This is a genomic window from Bradyrhizobium genosp. L (genome assembly GCF_015624485.1).
Taxonomy (GTDB): domain Bacteria; phylum Pseudomonadota; class Alphaproteobacteria; order Rhizobiales; family Xanthobacteraceae; genus Bradyrhizobium.
The window spans coordinates 1811412-1833612 of record NZ_CP061378.1 but is presented as its reverse complement, the minus strand read 5'-3'; the positions used below and the strand labels follow the sequence as shown (position 1 = coordinate 1833612).

Annotated in this window: 19 protein-coding genes; 11 read left to right on the top strand and 8 right to left on the bottom strand. The window is 65.1% G+C overall.

Annotated elements, in window-relative coordinates; translation table 11 throughout:
* Positions 1–45: 45 nt before the first annotated feature.
* Positions 46–1683, bottom strand: coding sequence for an isocitrate lyase (locus tag IC762_RS08545; RefSeq protein ID WP_195788367.1), 1638 nt, complete (start codon positions 1681–1683; stop codon positions 46–48).
* Positions 1684–2113: 430 nt separating this feature from the next.
* On the opposite strand from IC762_RS08545, the gene IC762_RS08540 reads away from it, so the two are divergent.
* Complete coding sequence (locus IC762_RS08540) at positions 2114–3556, top strand: helix-turn-helix domain-containing protein (RefSeq protein ID WP_195788366.1); 1443 nt, start codon at positions 2114–2116, stop codon at positions 3554–3556.
* Between the two features lie 116 nt (positions 3557–3672).
* Here the strand turns inward: IC762_RS08540 and IC762_RS08535 are convergent, their stop codons facing one another.
* Complete coding sequence (locus tag IC762_RS08535; RefSeq protein WP_195788365.1) at positions 3673–3930, bottom strand: iron oxidase; 258 nt, start codon at positions 3928–3930, stop codon at positions 3673–3675.
* Between the two features lie 1010 nt (positions 3931–4940).
* On the opposite strand from IC762_RS08535, the gene IC762_RS08530 reads away from it, so the two are divergent.
* Positions 4941–5537 (top strand): hypothetical protein, encoded by a 597-nt coding sequence (locus tag IC762_RS08530; protein ID WP_195788364.1) that lies wholly within the window; start codon positions 4941–4943, stop codon positions 5535–5537.
* Positions 5534–6043, top strand: a complete 510-nt coding sequence (locus IC762_RS08525; RefSeq protein WP_195788363.1) for a hypothetical protein — start codon at positions 5534–5536, stop codon at positions 6041–6043. The genes IC762_RS08530 and IC762_RS08525 overlap by 4 nt, the downstream gene beginning before the upstream one ends.
* Before the next feature lie 22 nt (positions 6044–6065).
* Here IC762_RS08525 and IC762_RS08520 read toward each other — a convergent pair whose 3' ends face one another.
* Complete coding sequence (locus IC762_RS08520; protein ID WP_246801483.1) at positions 6066–6560, bottom strand: hypothetical protein; 495 nt, start codon at positions 6558–6560, stop codon at positions 6066–6068.
* Between the two features lie 187 nt (positions 6561–6747).
* On the opposite strand from IC762_RS08520, the gene IC762_RS08515 reads away from it, so the two are divergent.
* The 4 genes from IC762_RS08515 to IC762_RS08500 all read left to right on the top strand — a co-directional run bounded on the left by IC762_RS08515 (position 6748) and on the right by IC762_RS08500 (position 10995).
* Entirely contained in the window at positions 6748–7728 is a 981-nt protein-coding gene (locus IC762_RS08515) for an SPFH domain-containing protein (protein WP_195788362.1), read from the top strand.
* On the top strand, positions 7721–7924 hold the full coding sequence (locus IC762_RS08510) for a hypothetical protein (protein WP_195788361.1): 204 nt from the start codon (positions 7721–7723) through the stop codon (positions 7922–7924). Before IC762_RS08515 ends, IC762_RS08510 begins: the two co-directional genes overlap by 8 nt.
* 211 nt (positions 7925–8135) lie before the next feature.
* Entirely contained in the window at positions 8136–9086 is a 951-nt protein-coding gene (locus tag IC762_RS08505) for an aldo/keto reductase (RefSeq protein ID WP_195788360.1), read from the top strand.
* A 235-nt stretch (positions 9087–9321) separates the two neighbouring features.
* Positions 9322–10995: a carbamoyltransferase family protein gene (locus tag IC762_RS08500; RefSeq protein ID WP_246801481.1), complete on the top strand. Its 1674-nt coding sequence runs from the start codon at positions 9322–9324 to the stop codon at positions 10993–10995.
* A 127-nt stretch (positions 10996–11122) separates the two neighbouring features.
* Here IC762_RS08500 and IC762_RS08495 read toward each other — a convergent pair whose 3' ends face one another.
* The gene (locus IC762_RS08495) at positions 11123–12772 is read right to left on the bottom strand and encodes an ATP-binding protein (RefSeq protein WP_195788358.1); all 1650 of its coding nucleotides are present in this window, start codon (positions 12770–12772) and stop codon (positions 11123–11125) included.
* 204 nt (positions 12773–12976) lie between these two features.
* Between IC762_RS08495 and IC762_RS08490 the strand changes: the two genes are divergently transcribed.
* From IC762_RS08490 to IC762_RS08475, 4 genes are all read left to right on the top strand, one after another.
* Positions 12977–14290 carry a lytic murein transglycosylase gene (locus IC762_RS08490; protein ID WP_246801480.1) on the top strand — a complete coding sequence of 438 codons (1314 nt, stop codon included), beginning with the start codon at positions 12977–12979 and terminating at the stop codon, positions 14288–14290.
* 364 nt (positions 14291–14654) lie between these two features.
* On the top strand, positions 14655–15158 hold the full coding sequence (locus IC762_RS08485) for a DUF1993 domain-containing protein (RefSeq protein WP_195788357.1): 504 nt from the start codon (positions 14655–14657) through the stop codon (positions 15156–15158).
* A gap of 108 nt (positions 15159–15266) precedes the next feature.
* Positions 15267–16127 (top strand): SDR family NAD(P)-dependent oxidoreductase, encoded by an 861-nt coding sequence (locus tag IC762_RS08480; protein ID WP_195788356.1) that lies wholly within the window; start codon positions 15267–15269, stop codon positions 16125–16127.
* Positions 16128–16214: 87 nt separating this feature from the next.
* Entirely contained in the window at positions 16215–17315 is a 1101-nt protein-coding gene (locus IC762_RS08475; RefSeq protein WP_195788355.1) for an alkene reductase, read from the top strand.
* Between the two features lie 149 nt (positions 17316–17464).
* Here the strand turns inward: IC762_RS08475 and IC762_RS08470 are convergent, their stop codons facing one another.
* The 4 genes from IC762_RS08470 to IC762_RS08455 are packed head-to-tail and all read right to left on the bottom strand — an operon-like array spanning position 17465 to position 22188.
* Entirely contained in the window at positions 17465–18334 is an 870-nt protein-coding gene (locus tag IC762_RS08470; protein ID WP_210338427.1) for an IclR family transcriptional regulator, read from the bottom strand.
* Positions 18335–18379: 45 nt separating this feature from the next.
* Positions 18380–19285 carry a 4-hydroxy-tetrahydrodipicolinate synthase gene (gene dapA, locus IC762_RS08465; RefSeq protein WP_195788354.1) on the bottom strand — a complete coding sequence of 302 codons (906 nt, stop codon included), beginning with the start codon at positions 19283–19285 and terminating at the stop codon, positions 18380–18382.
* Positions 19286–19316: 31 nt separating this feature from the next.
* Complete coding sequence (locus tag IC762_RS08460) at positions 19317–21092, bottom strand: ABC transporter permease subunit (RefSeq protein WP_246801479.1); 1776 nt, start codon at positions 21090–21092, stop codon at positions 19317–19319.
* 1 nt (position 21093) lies between these two features.
* A complete protein-coding gene (locus IC762_RS08455; RefSeq protein ID WP_195788353.1) occupies positions 21094–22188 on the bottom strand; it encodes an ABC transporter ATP-binding protein in 1095 nt (364 codons plus the stop codon).
* Between the last annotated feature and the right edge of the window lie 13 nt (positions 22189–22201).

Here is a 22201-nt window from a genome sequence, read left to right as displayed (position 1 = left end):
GTCAGTCTCCTCTCGAAATATGCGCTGACCTTACTCAGCCGCCTGTTAGCCGAACTGGTTCATCGTGTTGTGGGCGCCGCCCGCCTTCAGCGCGGCCTCGCCGGCGAAGTATTCCTTATGCTCGTCACCGATATCGGAGCCGGCCATGTTCTGATGCTTTGCGCAGGCGATGCCCTGACGGATCTCCGCGCGCTGCACGTTCTTGACGTAGCCCAGCATGCCCTGGTCGCCGAAATACTCCTTTGCGAGATTATCGGTCGACAGCGCTGCCGTGTGATAGGTCGGCAGCGTGATCAGATGGTGGAAGATGCCGGCACGCTTGGCTGAATCGGCCTGGAAGGTGCGGATGCGCTCGTCGGCTTCGATCGCCAGCGGCGTCTCGTCGTATTCCTGCTTCATCAGTTCGGCGCGATTGTACTTGCTGACATCCTTGCCGGCTTCCTTCATCGCGTCGTAGACCTGCCAACGGAAGTTGAGCGTCCAGTTGAACGAGGGCGAGTTGTTGTAGGCGAGCTTGGCATTCGGGATGACCTTGCGGATGCGGTCGACCATCGAGGCGATCTGCTCGATATGCGGCTTCTCGGTCTCGATCCACAGCAGGTCCGCGCCGTTCTGCAGCGAGGTGATGCAGTCGAGCACGCAGCGGTCCGCACCGGTGCCCGGACGGAACTGGTAGAGGTTGCTGGCCAGCCGCTTCGGCCGCATCATCTTGCCGTTCTGGCTGAGGATGACGTCGCCGTTGCGGGCGTTCGCCGCCGTCACTTCCTCGCAATCGAGGAAGCTGTTGTACTGGTCGCCGATATCGCCCGGCTTGTGGCTGACGGCGATCTGCTGCGTGAGACCGGCGCCGAGCGAGTCGGTGCGGGTCACGACGATGCCGTCTTCGACGCCAAGCTCGAGGAAGGCGTGGCGGCAGGCGCGGATCTTGGCGATGAACACCTCATGCGGCACGGTGACCTTGCCGTCCTGGTGGCCGCACTGCTTCTCGTCGGAGACCTGGTTCTCGATCTGCAGCGCGCAGGCACCCGCCTCGATCATCTTCTTGGCGAGCAGATAGGTCGCCTCGGCATTGCCGAAGCCGGCGTCGATGTCGGCGATCACGGGCACGACGTGGGTCTGGAAGTTGTCGATCTTCTCGATCAACGCGGCTTCCTTCGCCTTGTCGCCGGCCTTGCGGGCCGCGTCGAGCGCGCGGAAGGTGTCGTTGAGCTCGCGCGAATCGGCCTGACGCAGGAAGGTGTAGAGCTCTTCGATCAGCGCCGGCACCGAGGTCTTCTCGTGCATCGACTGATCCGGCAGCGGCCCGAACTCGGAGCGCAGTGCGGCGATCATCCAGCCCGAGAGATAGAGATAGCGGCGATCGGTCTTGCCGAAATGCTTCTTGACCGAGATCAGCTTCTGCTGGGCGATGAAGCCATGCCAGCAGCCGAGCGACTGGGTGTACTTGGTCGGGTCGGCGTCATAGGCCGCCATGTCGGCGCGCATCAGCGCCGCGGTGTAGCGGGCGACGTCGAGGCCGGTCTTGAAACGGTTCTGCAGGCGCATCCGCGCCACGGCCTCGGCGGTGACGCCGTTCCAGGTCGGCTGGGTGTCGAGCAGCGCCTGGGCAGCTGCAACCTCGCTCAGATAGGAGGCCGGTCCCTGGATCGCCTGGTCACTGAGTCCGCGTGGCTGGTAGTTCATGGTCCTGATCCTTTCGCTGGCGACAAAACTCAGCGCTCTGGTCGCCAGTCTTCTCGACATTCTTGACAGTGCATTGCGAAATGCGTGTCAGGAGATAAACGCGAGAAAACAAAGTTCGTATAGATGGCTTGTTTTTGAATGGTGATGTCATGTAACATACATACTTGTAATAAATGTCGATTTGTAAATTTTGTCACGATATAGGTCAGGAAAGCTGTCATGGTTACGAGCTCCGGATGCGATCTCTCTGCTCCCTCGCCCCGTTCTTACGGGGTCGAGACGAGCAAAGCTCGCTCTGAGAGTGTTGGGGTGAGGGGCTCTCTCGGCAGCGGGACTCGTGGAGGGTTCCCTCGCCCGCCGCGCTCTGGCGAGCGCCGCGGCGTCTCCCCGCATGCGGGGAGAGGCGAAGCGGCGACTGAAGGAGTTCCCGATGCCCTCTGAGTCCGGAAAGAAGCTCTTCGTCGGGCCGCGCTTCCGGCGGATCCGCCAGCAGCTCGGATTGTCGCAGACCCAGATCGCCGAGGGGCTCGGCATCTCGCCGTCCTACATCAACCTGATCGAGCGCAACCAGCGCCCGGTGACGGCGCAGATCCTGCTGCGGCTGGCCGAGGCCTACGACCTCGACCTGCGCGATCTCGCCACCGCCGACGAGGACCGCTTCTTCGCCGAGCTCAACGAGATCTTCTCCGATCCCCTGTTCCGCCAGATCGATTTGCCGAAGCAGGAGCTGCGCGATCTCGCCGAGCTGTGTCCCGGCGTCACCCACGCGCTGCAACGGCTCTACGCCGCCTACACCGAGGCGCGCCGCGGCGAGACGCTGGTGGCGGCGCAGATGGCCGACCGCGAAGGCTCGCAGTTCGAGGCCAACCCGATCGAGCGGGTGCGCGACCTGATCGAGGCCAATCGCAATTATTTTCCCGAGCTCGAGACCGCGGCGGAAACCCTGCGCGACGAGCTCAACGTGCCGGCCGAGGGCCTGTTCGCCGCGCTCGCCAGCCGCCTGCGGGAAAAGCATTCGATCGTGACCCGCGTGATGCCGGTCGACGTGATGCGCGAGACCTTGCGCCGCTTCGATCGCCATCGCCGGCAGCTCCTGATCTCCGAGCTGGTCGACAATCCGAGCCGCAGCTTTCAGCTCGCGCTGCAGATCGGCTTTGCCGAATGCGGGCCCGGGATCGATGCCATCGTCGGCCGCGCCGGCCCGCTCGACGACACTGCGCGGAGGCTCTACCGCATCACGCTGGCGAATTATTTCGCCGCAGCCGCGATGATGCCCTATCAGGCGTTTCACTCCGCCGCCGAAGCTTTGAGCTACGACGTCCACGTGCTGGCGCAGCGCTTCAACGCCGGCTTCGAGCAGGTCTGCCACCGCCTCACCACCTTGCAGCGGCCGAACGCGCGCGGCGTACCGTTCTTCATGCTGCGGGTCGACAATGCCGGCAACGTCTCGAAACGGTTTTCCTCGGGCACGTTTCCGTTCTCGAAATTCGGCGGCACCTGCCCGCTCTGGAACGTGCACTCGACCTTCGACATGCCCGACCGCCTGCTCAGCCAGGTGATCGAGCTGCCTGACGGCAACAAATATTTCTCGATCGCGCAGATGGTACGCCGCCCCGTCGCGCCCTACCCGCAGCCGCAGCCGCGCTTTGCGATCGGATTGGGTTGCGAGATCCGCCACGCGTCGAAGCTGGTCTATGCCACCGGGATGGATCTCGAGAAGGCCGAGGGCACCCCGATCGGCGTCAACTGCCGGCTCTGCGAGCGTGAGAATTGCAGCCAGCGCGCCGAGCCGCCGATCACGCGCAGCCTGATCCTGGACGAAACCACGCGGCGGGTGTCGTCGTTCGCGTTCTCGAACGCGCGGGAATTGTGAGAGATCGTAGGGTGGGCAAAGCGACAGCGTGCCCACCTTCACGAGCACGACACTTGATGGTGGGCACGGCGCAAGAGCGCCTTTGCCCACCCTACGGCATCCGCAAATGCCGCCGTTCAATCCACCGCCGCGAACGCCTTGCACCAGCCGTCCTTGCTGATCACGCCCTCGACCACCTTGCAGCCGTCCGGTGCCACGAACAGCGTGCACAGGCCGCAGGAATAGATGCCGTTCGGCGTGTCCTGGTACTCGGCCTGCGGCTTTGTCATCTTGTCGGAGGCGGAGGCGGTTCGAAGAAGCACCGTGGCCGGAATTCCCGTCATCACGGCCCCGATGAATGCACGCCGCGAGTTGCACAATTGTTGTTTGGCCATGTCATTCACCCAATCGTCGTCCCGGCCTGGCGCGCAATTGCGCACTTGGCCAGGACGACACTGAAAATTGCGCACCGTTCACCACACCACGTGGTGTCGTCACCCGCGCATGCGGGTGATCCAGTATTCCAGAGACGCTGGTGCTTGAGCAGAGAGGCCGCGGCGTACTGGGTCGCCCGATTAAATCGGGCGATGACAGCAGGGGTGGGGATGTAGCTCCGCGTTCTCGCGACATGATTTGTCCGAGTCTTGCTGTTCGTTTCGCCGCTCTCCGATCAGAGGGCGCAGGGAAAGCCGGGTGCCGATTGCACCCATGGGCCCCGTGCAACAAAGAAAGCACGGGGGTAGGACCACAGGTGTAACCGGAAACAACCCGGCTTTCCCTGCGCGATGGGTTACGGCTTATACGTGCTCGCCCCGGCGAGACTGGGCTTTTGTGTCACCGTCATCCCTGAGAAGCGCTAGCTTCTCAAAGGAATCAACACCTGCCACTAGGGCGTCAGGCCTGCACGACTTCACCGTCCGCCTTGCGCGCGCTACGTCTTCGCACACTCCGCGTCCACCGCATCTCACGCCGCGCTGATGACGACCGCGAAGCGCCCCTCGATCGGGTGAGACGGGCTATTCATACACCAGATTGCCATTCTGATAAAACGAAGTATTTTTGTTCGCTAGGATTGACAGGTTTTACTGAGTTGCCCGTCGGGCAGTCACACGCACATCACTCTCGTCATTCCGGGGCGCGCCTTTTGGCGCGAGCCCGGAATCCATCCGGCCACAGAAGTGCTGGAAGGATGGATTCCGGGCTCATGCTTCGCATGCCCCGGAATGACAAGGTGAGACGAACGCAAAGGGGCGGCCGCGCACCCACCCGCAATGCCTCGGAATTATCTTCGCGCCGTAACCAGTCGGTTACGACAAATCGATGCCAGGCCGCCGGGGATCGATTGGCAGCGTTCGCTTAACACCACGCGTGTTAGCAACATCCGCAATACTTCAGGAATCGCGGCATGAGCAATCTTCGGTTCGGCCTGCTCGCTCTCGGACTGTTCGCCCTGATCTTCATCGGCGGCAGCTGGGCCAGGCGGGGCTTCCCGGTCATGACGTACGGGATCGTATCGCTGAAGCCGGATCCGCGGCTGCCGACCTTCGAGCAGGCGGTCAAGGAAGGTGAGCGCAAGGACTGGGTCAACTCCAAGACCAATCAGGGCGACGGCAATCCGCAGCGCGACCGGCTGCGCCGCGAATTGCTGCAGGCGGCAACCGCCTACAAGCTGTCGCCCTGCGGATCGACGACACGGCAGAACTTCATCGAGGCGCTGTCGAACTACACCCAGGCGTGGGCGGACATGGCGTTCTGCACGCCCGGCGTCGACGGCTGTCCGGGTAATGTCGACGCGCGGTTCGATGCCACCGTTGCCGCCTTCACGACGCCGGCCGACGCCAATGTGAAGAGCGCGCTGCGCGAGGCAATCGCGATCGGCGGCATCTCGCGGGAGGATTTCCCGAACAGCGTCCGCCGCCACGTGTTCAGCTGGACCGGCGCGCCGCCGACCGAGCCAACCGAGGCCTGCCTGATCGCGCGCAAGCAGGCGAGCCGGCAATGAGGGCGATCCTGTTCATCGTCTGCGGCCTCGTGCTTGCCAATATCGTCACGGCGACCTTCTTCTGGTCGCCAGCGGCCACGCCTGGCCCGGCCAAGCCGATCGTCAACTCCGCGACCCAGCAGGGCCAGGATTCCTGGATGGTCAACGAGCAATACCAGGCGCCGCATCGCGAGCTGACCCGCAAGGCGGCGCTGGAGGCGCTCGACCAGCCCTGGTCGAGCCATTGCACCGCCGAGGGCCATGAGCGGCTGATCCGCACTATCGACTATTACTACCAGCAGCGCAGCGCGCTCGCCTGGAGCTACGGACGAACCTATGGCGAGGAGGCCCGGCGCTACGCGATCAAGGCATGGACCACCACCGACGACAATCGCATCGAACGCCTGATGAGCGAGACCTACGGCCGCGGCTATTTCACGCTCGGCGAGCTGAAGGCGGATGCGCGCGATGCGCTGTCCCGGCAGGTCGAGGGCGTCCGGGTCAGCGCCAGGCCGTGTGCGAGCTGACGGCGGCGGCACTCTGGCAGCGTCATTTCCCGGGATTGAGCGAGAAGCGCAGGTTCAGCGGCTGCAGCATGTCCGGCGGCGGCGCCTCGCCGATATTGCCGCGCGTCAGGATGGTGCGCAGATCCTCGGTCGCGTGCGCGTCAGCCAGAGCCGCGAACCCGACCTTCTCGACCGTGCCGTCCGGATTGAGCCAGGCGCGGACCACCAGCGATGGCGGCGGGCCGTTCTCCTTGCCGGACTGCCCGGCGACCCAGGCGCGGAAACGGTTGGCCACCGCGTCGTCTGCGGCGACCCTTTCCTCGAAACGATCTTTCACCAGCCTGGCGAACCGCCCCCATGATGGCGGTGCCTGATCGGCGGCGCGAAACTCCTCAGCGCGGACCGGCGCGGCTGACAGCACGAAAAGACCAAACGAGACGGCAAGCGTCGAGCGCAAGACGAGCATGACACCACGCAAGGCTGATCGGCAGGCTAGGAACACGACACGGGACATGCGCAGGAAGCCGTAGGCGCGCATCGTTGCAGCCATGTGACGCTTGCGCAGCTGATCCGGCCGGTTTCCGTGCTGCGTCGCGTCGATATCTCACTGTTTCAGCGACGGAATTCGTTCTCGCTGGAACGTGTCCTGCGCTCTCTTCCACATCATGCTATTTTCTGATATCAAAAAATATCAGCAATTATGCTGAGTATCAGGGATTGCTCCCATGACCATCCAAGCCCCCACCGGTTCGTCCACGATCAGGGTCAACACCAGGGTGGAAGACCGTCCGGCGATCGTCGTCGGCAGCGGCTATATCGCGCTTTTGATCGGGTTCGTCTGTCTCGTCCTTGCCATCTATACTGCCTGTGGCGCCTTCCCGCGGAACGGCCAGGTCGAGTGGCTTGTGCTGCTCGGCGCGCTCACTCTTTTCCTGATTGCCTTGCTGTTCGGCAGCTCGATCTATTCGCTGCAGCCGAACGAGAGTGCGGTGCTCACGCTGTTCGGGGCCTATGCCGGCACGGATTCGGCGCCGGGATTGCGCGCGACCGTTCCGCTGTTTCGCGCCCAGAAGATCTCGCAGCGCGTCCGTTACCATGAGTGCGGCAAGCTCAAGGTCAACGACTTGATCGGCAACCCGATCGAGATCGGCGCCGTCGTGGTCTGGCGGGTCGAGGACTGCGCCAAGGCGATCTTCCAGATCAACGACTATGCCGACTTCGTCGGCGCGCAGACCGAATCCGCGCTGCGCTACATCGCCGGCCGCCACCCCTATGATTTCGACGAAGCCGTCATCCATCCCATCGGCGAGACGACCGGGACGTCGGAGCAGATCGCCGCGCGCACGCTGTCGCTGCGCGAAAGCGGCGACCAGGTCACCAACGAGCTGATTGCCGAGCTGCGCGACCGCCTCGCGGTCGCCGGCGTCACCATCGACGAGGCCTGGATCAATCACCTCGCCTACGCGCCGGAGATCGCGCCGGTGATGCTGCGCCGTCAGCAGGCCAGCGCGGTGATTGCGGCGCGCAAGCTCGTGGTGTCGGGCGCGGTCGACATCGTCAAGGAAGCGCTCGACAAGCTGCGCGAGGAAACCGACATCGATCTCGATCCCGAGCGCAAGGCCGCGATGGTGTCGAACCTCCTGGTCGTGCTGGTGTCCGACAAGGACGCGACGCCCGTCGTCAACACCGGAACGCTGTATGCCTAAGCGCGGCCGCCCCAAAGGGCCGGACAAGGAGCCGATCCTGCTCAGGCTCGGCAGCCCGCTGCTCGAGGTGCTCGATCGCCTCGCCGCGGCGGAATTCCGCTCGCGGCAGGGCCAGATCGAAAAGCTGCTCCACGAGGCGCTGCTCCGTCGCGGCGCGTGGCCGAAGGCGGAGGACGGCGACGAGGCGGAGAATTAAGGCACGCGAGCGGCAAGCGTAGGATGGGTGGAGTGCAGCGATACCCATCAATTGCGTGCGTTTGGGAGATGATGGGTATCGCTTCGCTCCACCCATCCTACGAGTCCGCCACGCGTGGCGAACGGCAATGTCGGACCCGTCGGCCTTGCAAACAGCACCGATCTGCATCAGTGTCCCGCCGCCTGCCATCAAGAACACGCGAAAGAAACTCATGAAGCATCGTCCGCTCGGCCGTTCCGGCCTCACCGTTCCTCCCCTGTGCTTCGGCTGCAATGTGTTCGGCTGGACGGTGGACGAAGCGGCGTCGTTTCGCCTGCTCGACACCGTGCTCGACCACGGCCTGACGTTTCTCGATACGGCCGACGTCTATTCGCGCTGGGTGCCGGGCCATCACGGCGGCGAGTCGGAGACGATCATCGGCAAATGGATGAAGGCGCGCGGCAACCGTAACAGCGTCATCCTCGCCACCAAGGTCGGCATGGACATGGGCAACGGCAATGTCGGGCTGAAGCCGGATTACATCGCCCGCGCGGTCGAGGACTCGCTCAAGCGGCTGCAGACCGACACGATCGACCTCTACCAGTCGCACAAGGACGACGAGACCACGCCGCAGGAAGAGACGTTGGCGACCTACGACAAACTGATCAAAGCCGGCAAGGTGCGGGCGATCGGCGCCTCGAACTTCTCCGCCGAGCGGTTGCAGAGCGCGCTCGACATTGCCAAGGCGAACGGACTGCCGCGCTACGAGACCATGCAGCCGGAATACAGCCTCTCCGAGCGCACCAGCTACGAAGGCGCGCTGGAGCGCGTCTGCGTGGACAACGACGTCGGCGTGATCACGTTCTTCTCGCTTGCCGCGGGATTCCTCACCGGCAAATATCGCTCGGAGGCCGATTTCGGCAAGAGCCCGCGCGGCGCGCGCAGCATTCCAAGGTACCTGAACCCGCGCGGCCTGCGCATCCTGGCCTGTCTCGACGAGGTCGCCGCCGAAACCCGTGCCGAGCCGGCCGCGATCGCGCTCGCCTGGCTGATGACGCGGCCGGCGATCGCATCACCGATTGCCAGCGCGACCAAGCCCGAGCATGTCGCGACGCTGGTCGCTGCGACAAGGCTGGAGCTGACCAAGGACCAGGCCGACCGCCTGACTGCGGCGAGTGCGTAGGACAACGCGGCGCTCGGCGTCAAACATTCGGTGTCGTCCCGGCGAAGGCCGGGACCCATAACCACCGAAAGTCATTGTTGCGCGACGCTGGGGCCACAGCGCGCTTCAACAACACAACCCTGTGGTTATGGGTCCCGGCCTTCGCCGGGACGACACTATGCGACCGCGATGGCACCTGACACGTCCGGACACATTGGATAATATTCCGCGACAGCCAAGTGTACTGGAGCGGCAGGTGAACATCCTTGGAATCAATTCAGTGTATCACGAGTCCGCCGCGGCGCTCCTGGTCGACGGCAAGCTCGTCGCGGCCGTGGAAGAGGAGCGGTTCAACCGCATCAAGCACGGCAAGCCCGCCGAATTCGACAATCCGCATCAGCTCCCCGAACGCGCGATCCGCTATTGCCTGAACCACGCCGGGCTCACCGCTAAGGATATCGATCACGTCGCCTACTCGTTCGATCCCAAGCTGCGCCGGAAGCGCTATCGCGCCGAGTGGTGGGATCCGCGATCGGAAGAAACCTTTCGGCTGCGGCTGGGACAAGTGCCCGGCGCGATCGACGAGTTGCTCGGACGCGCGCTCGGACAGCGGCTGCATTTCGTGCCGCATCACATAGCGCACGCCGCGTCCGCCTATTTCCCGTCGGGCTTCGATCAGGCGGCGATCCTCACCATCGACGGCATCGGCGAGACCGCGGCCTCCTCGATCGCGAAGGCTGCCGGCACGAAGATCCAGACCGTCGAGGTGTTCGAGTATCCGCACTCGATCGGCTTCCTGTGGGAGGTGTTCAGCGGCTATCTCGGCTTCTCGCACTACGACGCCTCGAAGGTGATGGGACTCGCCGCCTACGGCGATCCCGAGGTTTACCGCGAGCAGTTTCTCTCGATCATGCGCGCCGATGAGGTGAACTACGGCGTGGCGCGCGAATTTCTCGGCAACAGCCCGGAGCGCTATGCCAGGATGGAAGCGATCTTCGGCGAGGGGCGCTTTGAGGATGGCGAGATCCTGCCGCGGCATGCCGATATGGCGGCAGCACTGCAGGCGGCGACCGACGCCGCGGTCACCGCTGCGGTGCGCCGCGTCAAGCGCCGGGTGCCGTCGGACAATCTGTGCCTGGCCGGCGGCGTCGCGCTCAACTGCGTGACCAACGACGTGGTCAAGCGTTCAAACGAGTTCGCCAACCTCTTCATTCCGTCCGCGCCGCATGACGCGGGCACCGCGATCGGCGCGGCGCTGGCGGTGCATTGCGCCAAGGCTAAGCGTCCACCCGAGCGCGGCACTTCCACGCCGTATCTCGGGCCTGCGTTCAAGCGACGCGATATCCTGGCGGCGGTGAAAGCGGCCGGCCTGAAGTCGCGGCAAAGCAAGCAGCCGGCGCGCGATGCCGCCAGGATGATCGCCGACGGCAAGATCGTGGCCTGGTTTCAGGGCCGCATGGAGTTCGGGCCGCGCGCGCTCGGCAACCGCTCGCTGCTCGCCGACCCCAGGCGGCCCGACATGCGCGACATCCTCAACCAGAAGGTCAAGCACCGCGAGGATTTCCGTCCCTTCGCGCCGAGCGTGCTGGCCGAGCACGCCGATGAATGGTTCGAGATCGGCGCACGGTCGGCGAGCCATGAGTTCATGCTGTTTGCCTGTCCCGTGAAGCCCGACAAGCGCGACCTGATTCCCGCCGTGCTGCACAAGGACGGCAGCGCCCGGGTCCAGATCGTGAGCCGCAAGTCAAATCCGCGCTTTCACGCGCTGATCTCCGCGTTCCATGCCAAGACCGGCGTGCCCATCGTCGTCAACACCTCCTTCAACGACAGCGAGCCGATCGTCTGCACGCCGAACGATGCCATCGTCACGTTCCGCAAGTCCGGCATCGACGCGCTGGTGATGGACGACGTGGTGCTGACGGCTTCATGAGATCGGGAGGGTGGGCAAAGGAGCGAAGCGACGTGCCCACCATCCACGCCGTGCCCGCGATGGTGGGCACGCTTCGCTTTGCCCACCCTACGCGCTGACGCGCCACTTTGCTCACCCTACGACTTTCCTACGCCGCCGGCTCGCGCGCGGCCGCTTCGTCCTCGCGCAAGGCGACGCGCAGCATGCTGGCGAGATCGGCGCGGCTGTAGGGCTTGGCCAGGAACAGGACGCCCTCGTCGAGCCGGCCGTCATGGTCGATCGCGTTCTCGGTGTAACCCGAGGTGAACAGCACGCGTAAGGCCGGCCGCCGCCTGCGCGCTTCGGTGGCGAGCTCGCGGCCGTTCATCGCGCCCGGCATGATGACGTCGGTGAACAGGAGATCGACCGGCACGCCGCTGTCGAGCAGCGCCAGCGCCTCCGGCCCGTTGCTTGCCGACAGCGTGGTGTAGCCCAGGCTTTCGATCTGGGTCAGCACATAGGCGCGCACCAGCCTGTCGTCCTCGACGATCAGCACGATCTCCCTCGCGCCGCGCAGTTCCGGTTGCCGCCGAGGCAGCACCACCGGCTGCGCGTTGACCGCGCCGCGCGGCAAATACAGCGTGACGCGGGTGCCGCGGTCGATCTCGCTGTCGAGCGTGATATGACCGTTGGATTGCTTGACGAAGCCATAGACCATGCTCAGGCCGAGCCCGGTACCCTTGCCGACCTCCTTGGTGGTGAAGAACGGCTCGAATACCTTCGTCAGGTCCGCCTCCGCGATGCCCTGGCCGTTGTCGATCAGCGCGATCGCCACATAGTCGCCGGCGACGAGGCCGTCATGGCCCTGCACATCGGCGGGCTTCAGCTCGGCGATGCGGGTCTCGATCCTGAGCCGGCCGCCCTTCGGCATCGCGTCGCGCGCGTTCAGCGCCAGATTGATCACCGCGGTGGCGAGCTGGTTGGAATCGACCAGCGCACGCGGCAAAGTCAGCGCGGGATGAAACTCGATGTCGACATGGTCGCCGATGGTCGGCTGCAACAGTTCGATGGTGTCGACCATCAGCGCGTTGACGTCGACATCGGTCGGCTGCAGCGGCTGCTTGCGCGCGAAGGCGAGCAAATGCCGGGTCAGCGAGGCGCCGCGGTCGGCGGCGTCGCGGATCAGGCCGGTGATCTCGGTGAGCTGCCGGTTGTGGGTGACCGCATCGGCGAGGATGTCGATGGTGCCGGTGATCACGGTGAGGATGTTGTTGAAGTCGTGCGCGATGCCGCCGGTGAGCTGGCCGACCGCCTCCATCTTCTGCGCTTGGCGGATCTTGCTCTCATAGGCCTCGGCCTCGCGAAAGCGCTGCAGCAGGAATTCCGAGCGCTGGCGCTGCCGGCCCTCCTCGGCCAGCGCGACATGCGCCTCGCGCAGCTGCTGCTCGGTCGGGATCGCCAGGATTCGCGGGATCAGCGGCCACAGCAGCACCGCGGTGAAGATCGAGGCGATCGCGGTCAGCGCCTTGAGCAGGCCTTCGATGCCGTAGATCGGTACCCACAGCGTGTAGATCGAGAACACATGGGTGAGCCCGCAGGCCAGGATGAAGGTGGCGAACGGCCAGGCCATCCATCCGAACTGGAAATCGCGCCGCTTCGACACCAGGATGGCGAGCGCGAACGGAATCGAGAAATAGGAAACGGCAATGATGGCGTCGGAAATGACGTGGAGCCAGATCAGCTCCGGCTCCCATAACAAACAAATGCCGTGCGGCGAGAGCGTCGAATAATCAAGGAGACGCTCGAGAAAACTCCACATGGGTCCCTCCGGGCGTGGCCGATCCGCGGACACCCCTGCCCGCGAATCATCCGCCGATCATAACGGCCGGCACTTTCCCCGCCGACGCTCAAATGGTCCACCCCGTTGTTGCCCGGGGCCGCCCTGGTGTATGCAAAGCTGCGCTTTTCCGCCCCAGCAACGCCGGTGACATCGATGCGAGCCTCTGCCCTCCGCGCCCCGATCATGATCGCTGCTGTCGCAGCGGCACTGGCGCTCTCGCCGATGGCATCGGCACAACAGCTGTTCGGCGACCCTCCCCCCGTAAAACCACTGCCCGCCAGACCGCGGCCGGCCGCCGTCGCACCGCGAGCGGCGTCCTGCCACAACGGGCAGAGCTTTGATCGCTTCCTCGCCGAGCTGAAATCCAAGGCGGTCACAGCCGGCGTCTCGCAAGCCACGCTGGCGGAAGCGGGGCCCTACCTCACCTACGACCAGGGCATCGTCAACCGCGACCGCGGCCAGCGCGTGTTCGGGCAGATCTTCACCGAGTTCGCCGGCCGCATGGCCGCGAACTACCGGATGCAGCAGGGCCAGCAGCACATCAAGACCTACGCCGCAGCGTTCGCGCGCGCCGAGAAGGAATACGGCGTGCCGCCGGCCGTGATCGCCGCGTTCTGGGGACTGGAAAGCGATTTCGGCGCCCAGATGGGCAATCTGCCGACGCTGAAATCTCTGGTGTCGCTGGCTTACGATTGCCGCCGCTCGGAGATGTTCCAGGGCGAGACCATCGCAGCGCTGAAGGTGATCGAGCGCGGCGATCTGTCGCCCGACGAGATGATCGGCTCCTGGGCTGGCGAGCTCGGCCAGACGCAATTTTTGCCGACGCACTATTTCAACTATGCGGTCGATTACGACGGCGACGGCCATCGCAACCTGCTGCGCAGCGGCCCCGACGTGATCGGCTCGACCGCGAACTACATTGCCACCGGGTTGAAGTGGCGGCGCGGCGAGCCGTGGCTGCAGGAGGTGCGCGTGCCGCAGCAAGCGAACTTCCCGTGGGACCAGGCCGACCTCACGGTCAAGCTGCCGCGCTCGAAATGGGCCTCGCTCGGCGTCACCTATACCGATGGCAAGCCGTTGCCGAACGACGAGATGCCGACCTCGTTGCTGCTGCCGATGGGCCGGATGGGTCCGGCGTTCCTGGCCTACGCGAATTTCGCCGCCTACACCGAGTGGAATAACTCGCTGATCTATTCGACCACCGCCGGCTATCTCGCCAGCCGCATCGCGGGGGCTGCGCCGATGCAGCGGCCGCACGGCGCGGTGGCGCAACTGCCGTTTGCCGAGATCAAGGAGCTGCAAGGCTTATTGGCACGCGCCGGCTACGACGTCGGCAAGGTCGACGGCGTGCTGGGACAAGCCAGCCGCAGCGCGGTGAAGGCGATGCAGATGAAGTACGGCCTGCCGGCGGACTCCTGGCCCACCGCAGAGCTTTTGGCGCGGATGCGCGGGCCACGTGCACAGCCGGCGGAAGCGGCGATGCCCGGGATGCGGTAGATTCTTTCAATCCGCCACGCGCACCAAATTGATCCGTCACCCTGAGAGTTTGTGACACTTTCGCTTGTTCGGTGTCATCACCCGCGCATGCGGGTGATCCAGTATTCCAGAGACGGCAGTGCTTGAACAGAGAAGCCGCGGCGTACTGGGTCGCCCGGTCCATGTGCGCGATTGCGCACAGGCCGGGCGATGACAGAAGGGATGAGGAGATAGCCTCACATCTCTCAGGATGACGGGACTAATGGCTAGCGCGAGAATATTTGACCAACTATTGCCGGTCCATGCAGTTGTATTCGCCTATCCGCCGCCCCATCTGCAGCATCGCTATCAGGCACATCCGATTTTCACATCGCGAGAGCATCCCATGTCCTTTCATGACGCCGTCGTCCCCGCCTACCTCCAGATCCTCAACAGCCTCACCGGCATCCTCACCAAGGCCGAGGCGCATTGCGAGGCCAAGAAGATCGAGCCGGCGGTGCTGCTGGGATCGCGGCTCTATCCCGACATGCTGCCGCTGACCAAGCAGGTGCAGCTGGTTTGCGATCACGCCGCCCGCGGCTGCGCGCGGCTGACGCATAGCGAGGTGCCGTCGACGCCGGATACCGAGACGAGCTTTGCCGAGTTAAAGCAGCGGCTGGCCAAGACGATCGACTATGTGAAATCGTTCACGCCGGCGCAGTTCGAAGGCGGCGACGCCAAGGAGGTCACCTTCCCGATCGGCGCCGGCAAAACCATGACCCTGAGCGGCCAGCAATTCGTCAGCGGCTTCTCGTTCCCGAACTTCTATTTCCATGCCGTGACCGCGCACGGCATCCTGCGCCACAACGGTGTCGAGATCGGCAAGCGCGATTTCCTCGGCGCTGCCTGACGCGCAAAGCGCGCCAGGCGAGCATATTCCCGCGCCACGGCATTTTCGCCTCACACGCGGTCTCGTGCTACTGCTCCCTGACAACAACAAGACGTCAGGGAGCACGCCATGTCGACCACCACCCATGCGCCGAAATCCGTCGATCCGTCCGCATCGCTGCATGCGGAATCGCTGGGGCTGGCGCAGAGCCGCGGCCGGCTCAATGGCCGCCGCATCATCGTGGTCGGCGCCGGACAGCGCAACGTCGTCGACGAGCATCCGCCTGTTGGGAACGGCCGCGCGATGAGCGTGCTGTTCGCGCGCGAAGGCGCCTCCGTCGCATGTCTCGACATCAACAAGGACGCGGCCGACGACACCGTCGCGCAGATCACGAAGGAAGGCGGCAAGGCCTTCACCGACGTGGTCGATGCCGCCGATGTCAGTCAGATCGCGCCGGCGGTGGAGCGCTGCGTGCAACAGCTCGGCGGGCTCGACGGGGTGGCGCTGAGCGTCGGAATCTCCTCCGGCCTGTCGTTGCCCAAGATGACAGCCGAGGCCTGGGACAGGGACTATGCCGTCAACGTACGCAGCCACATGCTGTTCGCGCAGAAGGCGCTGGAGGTGATGGCGCCGGGCGGCGCGATCATCCTGATCTCCTCGATGGCGAGCCAACGCGCCGGCGGTCACAACCCGGCCTATGAATCCTCCAAGGCGGCGCAGATCGCGCTGGGCCGGGCAATCGCACGGGCCGGTGAACCCAAAGGCATTCGCTGCAACGTGATCGCGCCCGGCTTCATCGACACGCCGATGGGCCGCGACGCCAGCCGCCGCCGCTCGGACCGGGCCGTGACAGTGCCTTTCGGCCGCCAGGGCACCGGCTGGGAGGTCGCCTATACTGCGTTGTTCCTGATTTCGAACGAATCCTCCTACGTCAACGCGCACACGCTGTTCCTCGATGCCGGCCACATGGGCGGGATCGTGCGCAGCTAGTCTGCATGCCGCGAATGGCACCGCCATTGCGCTTCTCGCGGCAATGCACAAGTCTCCCCCATCCTTCATATCCTGGAACGTTTCCCCATGAGCCAATCCAAACTCTTCGAGCCCTTCAAGCTTGGCCACCTGACATTGCCGAACCGCTTTGCGATGGCGCCCCTGACGCGCAACCGCGCGGTGCCGCCTGGCATGGTGCCGAGCCCGCTTGCGGTGGATTATTACGGCCAGCGTGCCTCCGCCGGCCTCCTGATCACCGAAGCGAGCCAGGTCTCGCAGCAGGGCCAGGGTTACCAGGATACGCCCGGCATCTATTCCAGGGAGCAGGTCGAGGCCTGGCGCAAGGTCACCGACCGCGTGCATGAGCGCGGCGGCCACATCTTCATCCAGCTCTGGCATGTCGGCCGCATCTCGCATGTCACGCTGCAGCCGAACGGCGGCGCGCCGGTCGCGCCGAGCGCGCTCAAGGCCAAGACCAAGACCTTCGTCAACGGCACCTTCGCCGACGTGTCCGAGCCGCGCGCGCTGGAGCTGTCCGAAATTCCGGGCATCCTCGACGACTTCAAACGCGGCACTGCGAATGCGCTGGCGGCCGGCTTCGACGGCGTCGAGATCCACGGCGCCAACGGCTATCTGCTCGACCAGTTCGCCCGCGACGGCATCAACAAGCGCACCGATTCCTATGGCGGCTCGATCGAGAACCGCGCCAAGCTGATGCTCGAGGTCTCCAGGGCCGTGGCCACCGAGGCCGGCGCCGAGCGCACCGGCATCCGCATCTCGCCGGTGACGCCGGCCAATGACGCGTCCGATAGCAATCCGCAGCCGTTGTTCGACTTTATCGTCGACCACCTCAACGCACTGAAGCTGACCTATATCCACGTCATCGAGGGCGCGACCGGCGGCCCGCGTGACATCGCGCCGTTCGATTACACGTCGCTGCGCAAGCGCTTCAAGCAGGCCTACATCGCCAACAACGGCTACGACTTCGCACTGGCCAACAAGGTGCTGGAGGCGGGCGCCGCCGACATGATCGCGTTCGGCAAGCCGTTCATCTCCAACCCCGACCTGGTCGAGCGGCTGAAGGCCGGCGCCCCGCTCAACGAATGGGACAAGAACACGTTCTATGGTGGCGGTGCCAAGGGCTACACGGATTATCCGACGCTGAAGGCGAAAGAGGCGGCGGAGTAAGGCTGTCAGCCCCCTCTCCCCGCTCTTCGCGGGGAGAGGTTGGGGTGAGGGGCTGCCTCCGCAAATTCGACAGAGGTGAGCGCGCGGAGAGTCCCCCTCACTCGGCGCTATGCGCCGACCTCTCCCCGCAAGCGGGGCGAGGTAAGAGGTCACGCTGCGTAGCGGTTGAACTTCGATTTCGAGATCGAGGTCGCGGCGACATGGACGTGCTGCACCAGCTCGGCTTCGGCGCGCTCCATGGTCCAGCGCGTGGTCGGCACCGAGATGTTGATCGCAGCAACCGCGCGGCCGTGCTCGTCGATGATGGGGGCGGCGACGGAGATGTCGCCCATCACGGTCTCGTTCATGATCACGGCATAGCCGCGCTTGGCCGCGATCCGCACGCGCTCCAAGAGCCTGTCCGGATCGGTCACCGTGTAGGGCGTCAGCGGCGCGAGCGGCGTGCGCTTGAGCAGATCGACGCGCTCTTCCTCGGATAGCGCCGACAGGATCGCGGTGCCCGATGCCGTGAAGTAGGTCGGCAGCCGACTGCCGATCACGATGTCGATGTTGATCAGATGCTGGCCCGGAAAGCGCGCCACGAAGACGATCTCGGGGCCGTCGAGCTCGTGCATGTTGCAGGTCTCGCCGAGATTGCGGCTGATCTCGAGCAGATAGGGCGAGGCCCTGTCGATTAGCTCGTTGGCCTTGAGATAGCTGTGCGAGAACTGCAGTACCTTCGAGGTCAGCCCGTAATTGCGGGTGCCTTCGATCCGCCTGATGTAGCCGAGCGTCTCCAGCGTGTAGACCAGCCGCTGCGTGGCGCTGCGGTCGAGCGCGGCGGCGCGCGCGATGTCGGCCAGCGTCATGTGCCGCCGCGGGCCGTCGAACGCATGCAGCACCTGGAATGCCTTCTCCGTGGAGCCGACGAACAGCGACGAACGCGCCGGCGCCGCCTGCTTGGCGGCGCCCTTCCCGTTGCCGGCCCTCGCCTTGCCGCGCTTCGCAGGCCGCGCCATGCTCCGACTGTCGTCAGTCATGCTGTCATCCTTCCATCGACGAAGCGGTGCGGCCCGCCCGCATGGTCAGCCCACGCCTTCCGTCGCGGCGAGCTGGCGGCCGAGCTCGGCCCGGAACGCCGCGACCAGCGGCGCTGCCGGCTGCACCAGCGGCGCCAGCGTGCGCGGCGCATTGACGCCGACGAGATCCATCACCGCCTTCATCGGCCCCGGATTGGTCTCGGCGAACGCCATGTTCATGAACGGGATCAGGCGACGATGCAGCGCGAGCGCCTCGGCGGTGCGACCGGCGGTGGCCGCCTCGTAGATCTGCCGCCAGGCCCGCGGCAACAGGCACGCGGTGACGACGATGCCGCCCTTGGCGCCGGCGGCGAGGTGAAGCGGAAACAGGCTGTCCTCGCCGCTCAGCACCGTAAAGCTCTCGTCGACGCCGGCGACGACCTGCAGGAAATGATACATGTCGAGATTGCAGGCCTTCATGCCGATGATGTTGGGATGCCGCGACAGCTCATGCAGGATTTTCGGCTCGATCGCGATCCGGGTGCGATAAGGAATCTCGTAGATCAGCAGCGGCACCGGCGAGGCATCGGCATAGCGCAGGAAATAGTCGCGGATGCCCGCCTGAGTCGGGTTGGTGTAGTATGGCGTAAGAACCAACAGACCGTCCACGCCCTCGGCGGCGAATTCGCGGCCGGCCTGAAGCGCATCGTGGAAGCCAGTGTCGAGCACGCCCGCGATCACCGGACCCTTGCCCGCCATGGCCTCGACCGACAGCTTCGCCATCCGGATCCGCTCGCGGCGCGACAGCGCGCCATATTCACCGGTGCCGCCGAGCGGCACCACGCCGTCGATGCCCTGCTTGTTGAGCCAGGCGAACAGCGCAGAGACCGCGCCAGCGTCGATGGTGTCGTCGGCCGTGACCGGGGTCGGGATCGCGGGGAACAGGCCGCGGAGGTGAGTGGAGCTGAGCATTGACGGAACCTCTGATTGACGGGACGGATGGCTAACTTGCGGCGACGCGGCGGCGCAGGCGTTCGGCGACGAAGATCAAAATGCCCATGAAGATGAACAGGCAGGTCGAGACGGCGGCGATCACAGGCGAGACCTGCATCGTCACCTCGTCCCAGAACTGCTTGGGCAAGGTCGCATTCAGGCCGCCGGTGGCGAACAGCGCGATGGTGAGCTCGTCGAACGAGGTCGCGAAGGCGAACAGGAACGACGACATCATGCCCGCGCCAAGGATCGGAAAGGTGACGTAGCGCAGCGTCGCGAACGGGCCGGCGCCGAGGCTCTGCGCGGCGTGGTCGAGCCGCGTGTCGTAATTGCGCAGCACCGCCATCATGGTCATCACCACATAGGGCACCGCGACGACGGTATGCCCGAGGATCAGGCCGAAGGCGCTGCCGACCAGGCCGATGCGCGCGAACACATAGAACAGCCCGACCGCGATGATCATGCGCGGCACCACGATCGGCGACAGGATGAAGGCGAGCCAGGCGCCCTTGGCCGGGAGATTGCTGCGCACCAATAGGAACGCGGCCGGCGTGCCGATCAGCATCGCGAGCGCGCCGGTGCCGAGCCCGACCAGCAGCGAACGTATCACCGCCTGCGTCCACACCGGCGATTGCAGCACGTCCTGGTACCAGTGCAAGGTGAATCCCTGCGGCGGCCAGTTGAGACCGCCGGAGCCGAACGACAGCGGGATCATCAGCAAGGTCGGTGCGCTGATCACGATCAGCATGATCCAGACGAAGCCCTGCAACCCGAAGCCGGGCGTATCGGGGCCGCGGTCGCGCCGCCACGACGGCAGTATGCCGATGATACGGTCGGAGATCGCTCCGAGCAGCGTCAGGATGACGTCGCCCATCTCAGCGAAAAAGCCCGCGCCGTGCGACGGCCGGGCGCGCGCCGTCGTGGCCGCGCCGGTCATGGTCGAGAGGCCGAGCAGCCGGTCGTAGACCAGGAAGACGATCAGCACGACGGCCAGCAGCAGCACCGAGATCGCGCCGGCAAAGCCCCAGTTCATGGTCTGCTGCACCTGGTCGATGATCAGCTGCGTGATCATGGTCTCGCGGCGGCCGCCGAGCAGCGCCGGCACGATGAAGAAGCCGATCGCGGTGACGAACACCATGATGCCGGCCGCGGCGACGCCGGGCAGCGACAGCGGAAAATAGATCTTCCAGAACGCCATGCCGGGACCGGCGCCGAGCGTCGCTGCGGCGCGCGGCAGATTGCGATCGATGTTCTCCATCACCGAGAGCATGGTCAGGACGGCGAGCGGCAGCAGCGCGTTGACCATGCCGATCAGGACACTACTGAGGCTGTAGAGCAGGTCGACCGGTGCCGAAACGATGCCGAGCGAGAGCAAGAGCTTGTTGATGACGCCGTTGCGCCCCAGCAGCACGACCCAGGCGAAGGCGCGGACCAGAAAGCTGGTCCAGAACGACAGCAGCACCCAGAACAGCAATGTCGCCTTGCGCTCCTTGCTCACCATCGAGATCAGGTAGGCGATCGGATAACCCGCGATGACGCAGAGGAGCGTCGTCGCCAGCGAGATCTTCAGGGTGATGAGGAGGACATCGACATAGACCGACGAGGCGAACAATTGGCGATACTGTGCCAGCGTGAAGCCGGCATCGTTGTGGATGCTGAGCAGCAGGAGCTGGCCGACCGGGTAGACCAGGAAGCACACCAGCAGCAGCACGAGCGGCGCGCCCATTGCAGCCCAGCTCCAGAGCGGAGCCGCTTGCAGCGTGCGCAGTCTCAGCCCCGCTTTCACCTCAGACTCCCTGTCCGTCGCGGATCGCAACCGCATCGGCGGCGTTCCAACCCAGCGACAGCAACTGCCCGATCGCATAGGGCGCGGCGCTGCTCCGGGTCGGATAGGCGGCGACGAGCTGCGCCATGCCCGCGGTCTCGGGTTCGATATAAAGCCGGGTCAGACTGCCGCTGATCATGACGTCGGTGAGGCGGCCGGTCAGCTTGCCGCTTGCCGCGGCGGCATCCGCGACCACCAGGTTCTGCGGCCGCACCATCACCTTGATCGGCTCGCCCGCAACAAACGCGCTGCCATTGCCGACGGCGCGTGCCTGCCGGTCGGCCAGCACGATGTCGAGGCCGTCAGCGTCGACGTCGCGCACGGTGGCACTGAACAGATTAGACTCGCCGAGGAAATCCGCGACGAACACCGAGCGCGGCCGGAAGTAGAGATCCTCGGGTGTACCGAGCTGGTCGATCGCGCCGGCATTCATCAGGCAGATGCGATCCGACATCGTCATCGCCTCCTCCTGGTCGTGGGTCACGTAGATGATGGTGGTGCCGAGCTCGCGATGGATGCGCTTGATCTCGAGCTGCATCTGGTCGCGCAGCTTCTTGTCGAGCGCGCCGAGCGGCTCGTCCATCAGGATGATCGCCGGGCGATAGACGATGCAGCGCGCCAGCGCGATGCGCTGCTGCTGGCCGCCGGAGAGTTCGCGCGGGTAGCGCTTTGCGACATGCGGCAGCCGCACCGTCTCCAACGCCGCGGCGGTCAGCTTCTGCGCCTCGGCGTCGGCGACTTTCCGCATCTTCAAGGGAAACGCGATGTTGTCCTCGACCGTCATGTGGGGAAACAGCGCGTAGTTCTGGAACACGACGCCGATGTCGCGCGCATAGGCGGGGCTGCGCGTCACGTCGGCGTCATCGACCAGGATACGACCCTCGTCCGGTTGCGCGAGCCCCGCGATGAGGCTGAGCAGCGTCGTCTTGCCCGAGCCCGATGGGCCGAGCAGCGTGAGGAATTCACCCTTGGCGACGTCGAGACTGGTCGGCGCCAGCGCGACGAAGTCGCCATAGCGCTTGCAGAGACCAGAGACGCGCAGGCTCGATGAGGCCATGTCCGCTCCGAGT

Coding starts and splice junctions, on each gene's coding strand:
- IC762_RS08545 (WP_195788367.1), bottom strand. CDS start 1,683: ATGAACTACCAGCCACGCGGACTCAGTGACCAGGCGATCCAGGGACCG.
- IC762_RS08540 (WP_195788366.1), top strand. CDS start 2,114: ATGCCCTCTGAGTCCGGAAAGAAGCTCTTCGTCGGGCCGCGCTTCCGG.
- IC762_RS08535 (WP_195788365.1), bottom strand. CDS start 3,930: ATGGCCAAACAACAATTGTGCAACTCGCGGCGTGCATTCATCGGGGCC.
- IC762_RS08530 (WP_195788364.1), top strand. CDS start 4,941: ATGAGCAATCTTCGGTTCGGCCTGCTCGCTCTCGGACTGTTCGCCCTG.
- IC762_RS08525 (WP_195788363.1), top strand. CDS start 5,534: ATGAGGGCGATCCTGTTCATCGTCTGCGGCCTCGTGCTTGCCAATATC.
- IC762_RS08520 (WP_246801483.1), bottom strand. CDS start 6,560: ATGCGCGCCTACGGCTTCCTGCGCATGTCCCGTGTCGTGTTCCTAGCC.
- IC762_RS08515 (WP_195788362.1), top strand. CDS start 6,748: ATGACCATCCAAGCCCCCACCGGTTCGTCCACGATCAGGGTCAACACC.
- IC762_RS08510 (WP_195788361.1), top strand. CDS start 7,721: ATGCCTAAGCGCGGCCGCCCCAAAGGGCCGGACAAGGAGCCGATCCTG.
- IC762_RS08505 (WP_195788360.1), top strand. CDS start 8,136: ATGAAGCATCGTCCGCTCGGCCGTTCCGGCCTCACCGTTCCTCCCCTG.
- IC762_RS08495 (WP_195788358.1), bottom strand. CDS start 12,772: ATGTGGAGTTTTCTCGAGCGTCTCCTTGATTATTCGACGCTCTCGCCG.
- IC762_RS08490 (WP_246801480.1), top strand. CDS start 12,977: ATGATCGCTGCTGTCGCAGCGGCACTGGCGCTCTCGCCGATGGCATCG.
- IC762_RS08485 (WP_195788357.1), top strand. CDS start 14,655: ATGTCCTTTCATGACGCCGTCGTCCCCGCCTACCTCCAGATCCTCAAC.
- IC762_RS08480 (WP_195788356.1), top strand. CDS start 15,267: ATGTCGACCACCACCCATGCGCCGAAATCCGTCGATCCGTCCGCATCG.
- IC762_RS08475 (WP_195788355.1), top strand. CDS start 16,215: ATGAGCCAATCCAAACTCTTCGAGCCCTTCAAGCTTGGCCACCTGACA.
- IC762_RS08470 (WP_210338427.1), bottom strand. CDS start 18,334: ATGACTGACGACAGTCGGAGCATGGCGCGGCCTGCGAAGCGCGGCAAG.
- dapA (WP_195788354.1), bottom strand. CDS start 19,285: ATGCTCAGCTCCACTCACCTCCGCGGCCTGTTCCCCGCGATCCCGACC.
- IC762_RS08455 (WP_195788353.1), bottom strand. CDS start 22,188: ATGGCCTCATCGAGCCTGCGCGTCTCTGGTCTCTGCAAGCGCTATGGC.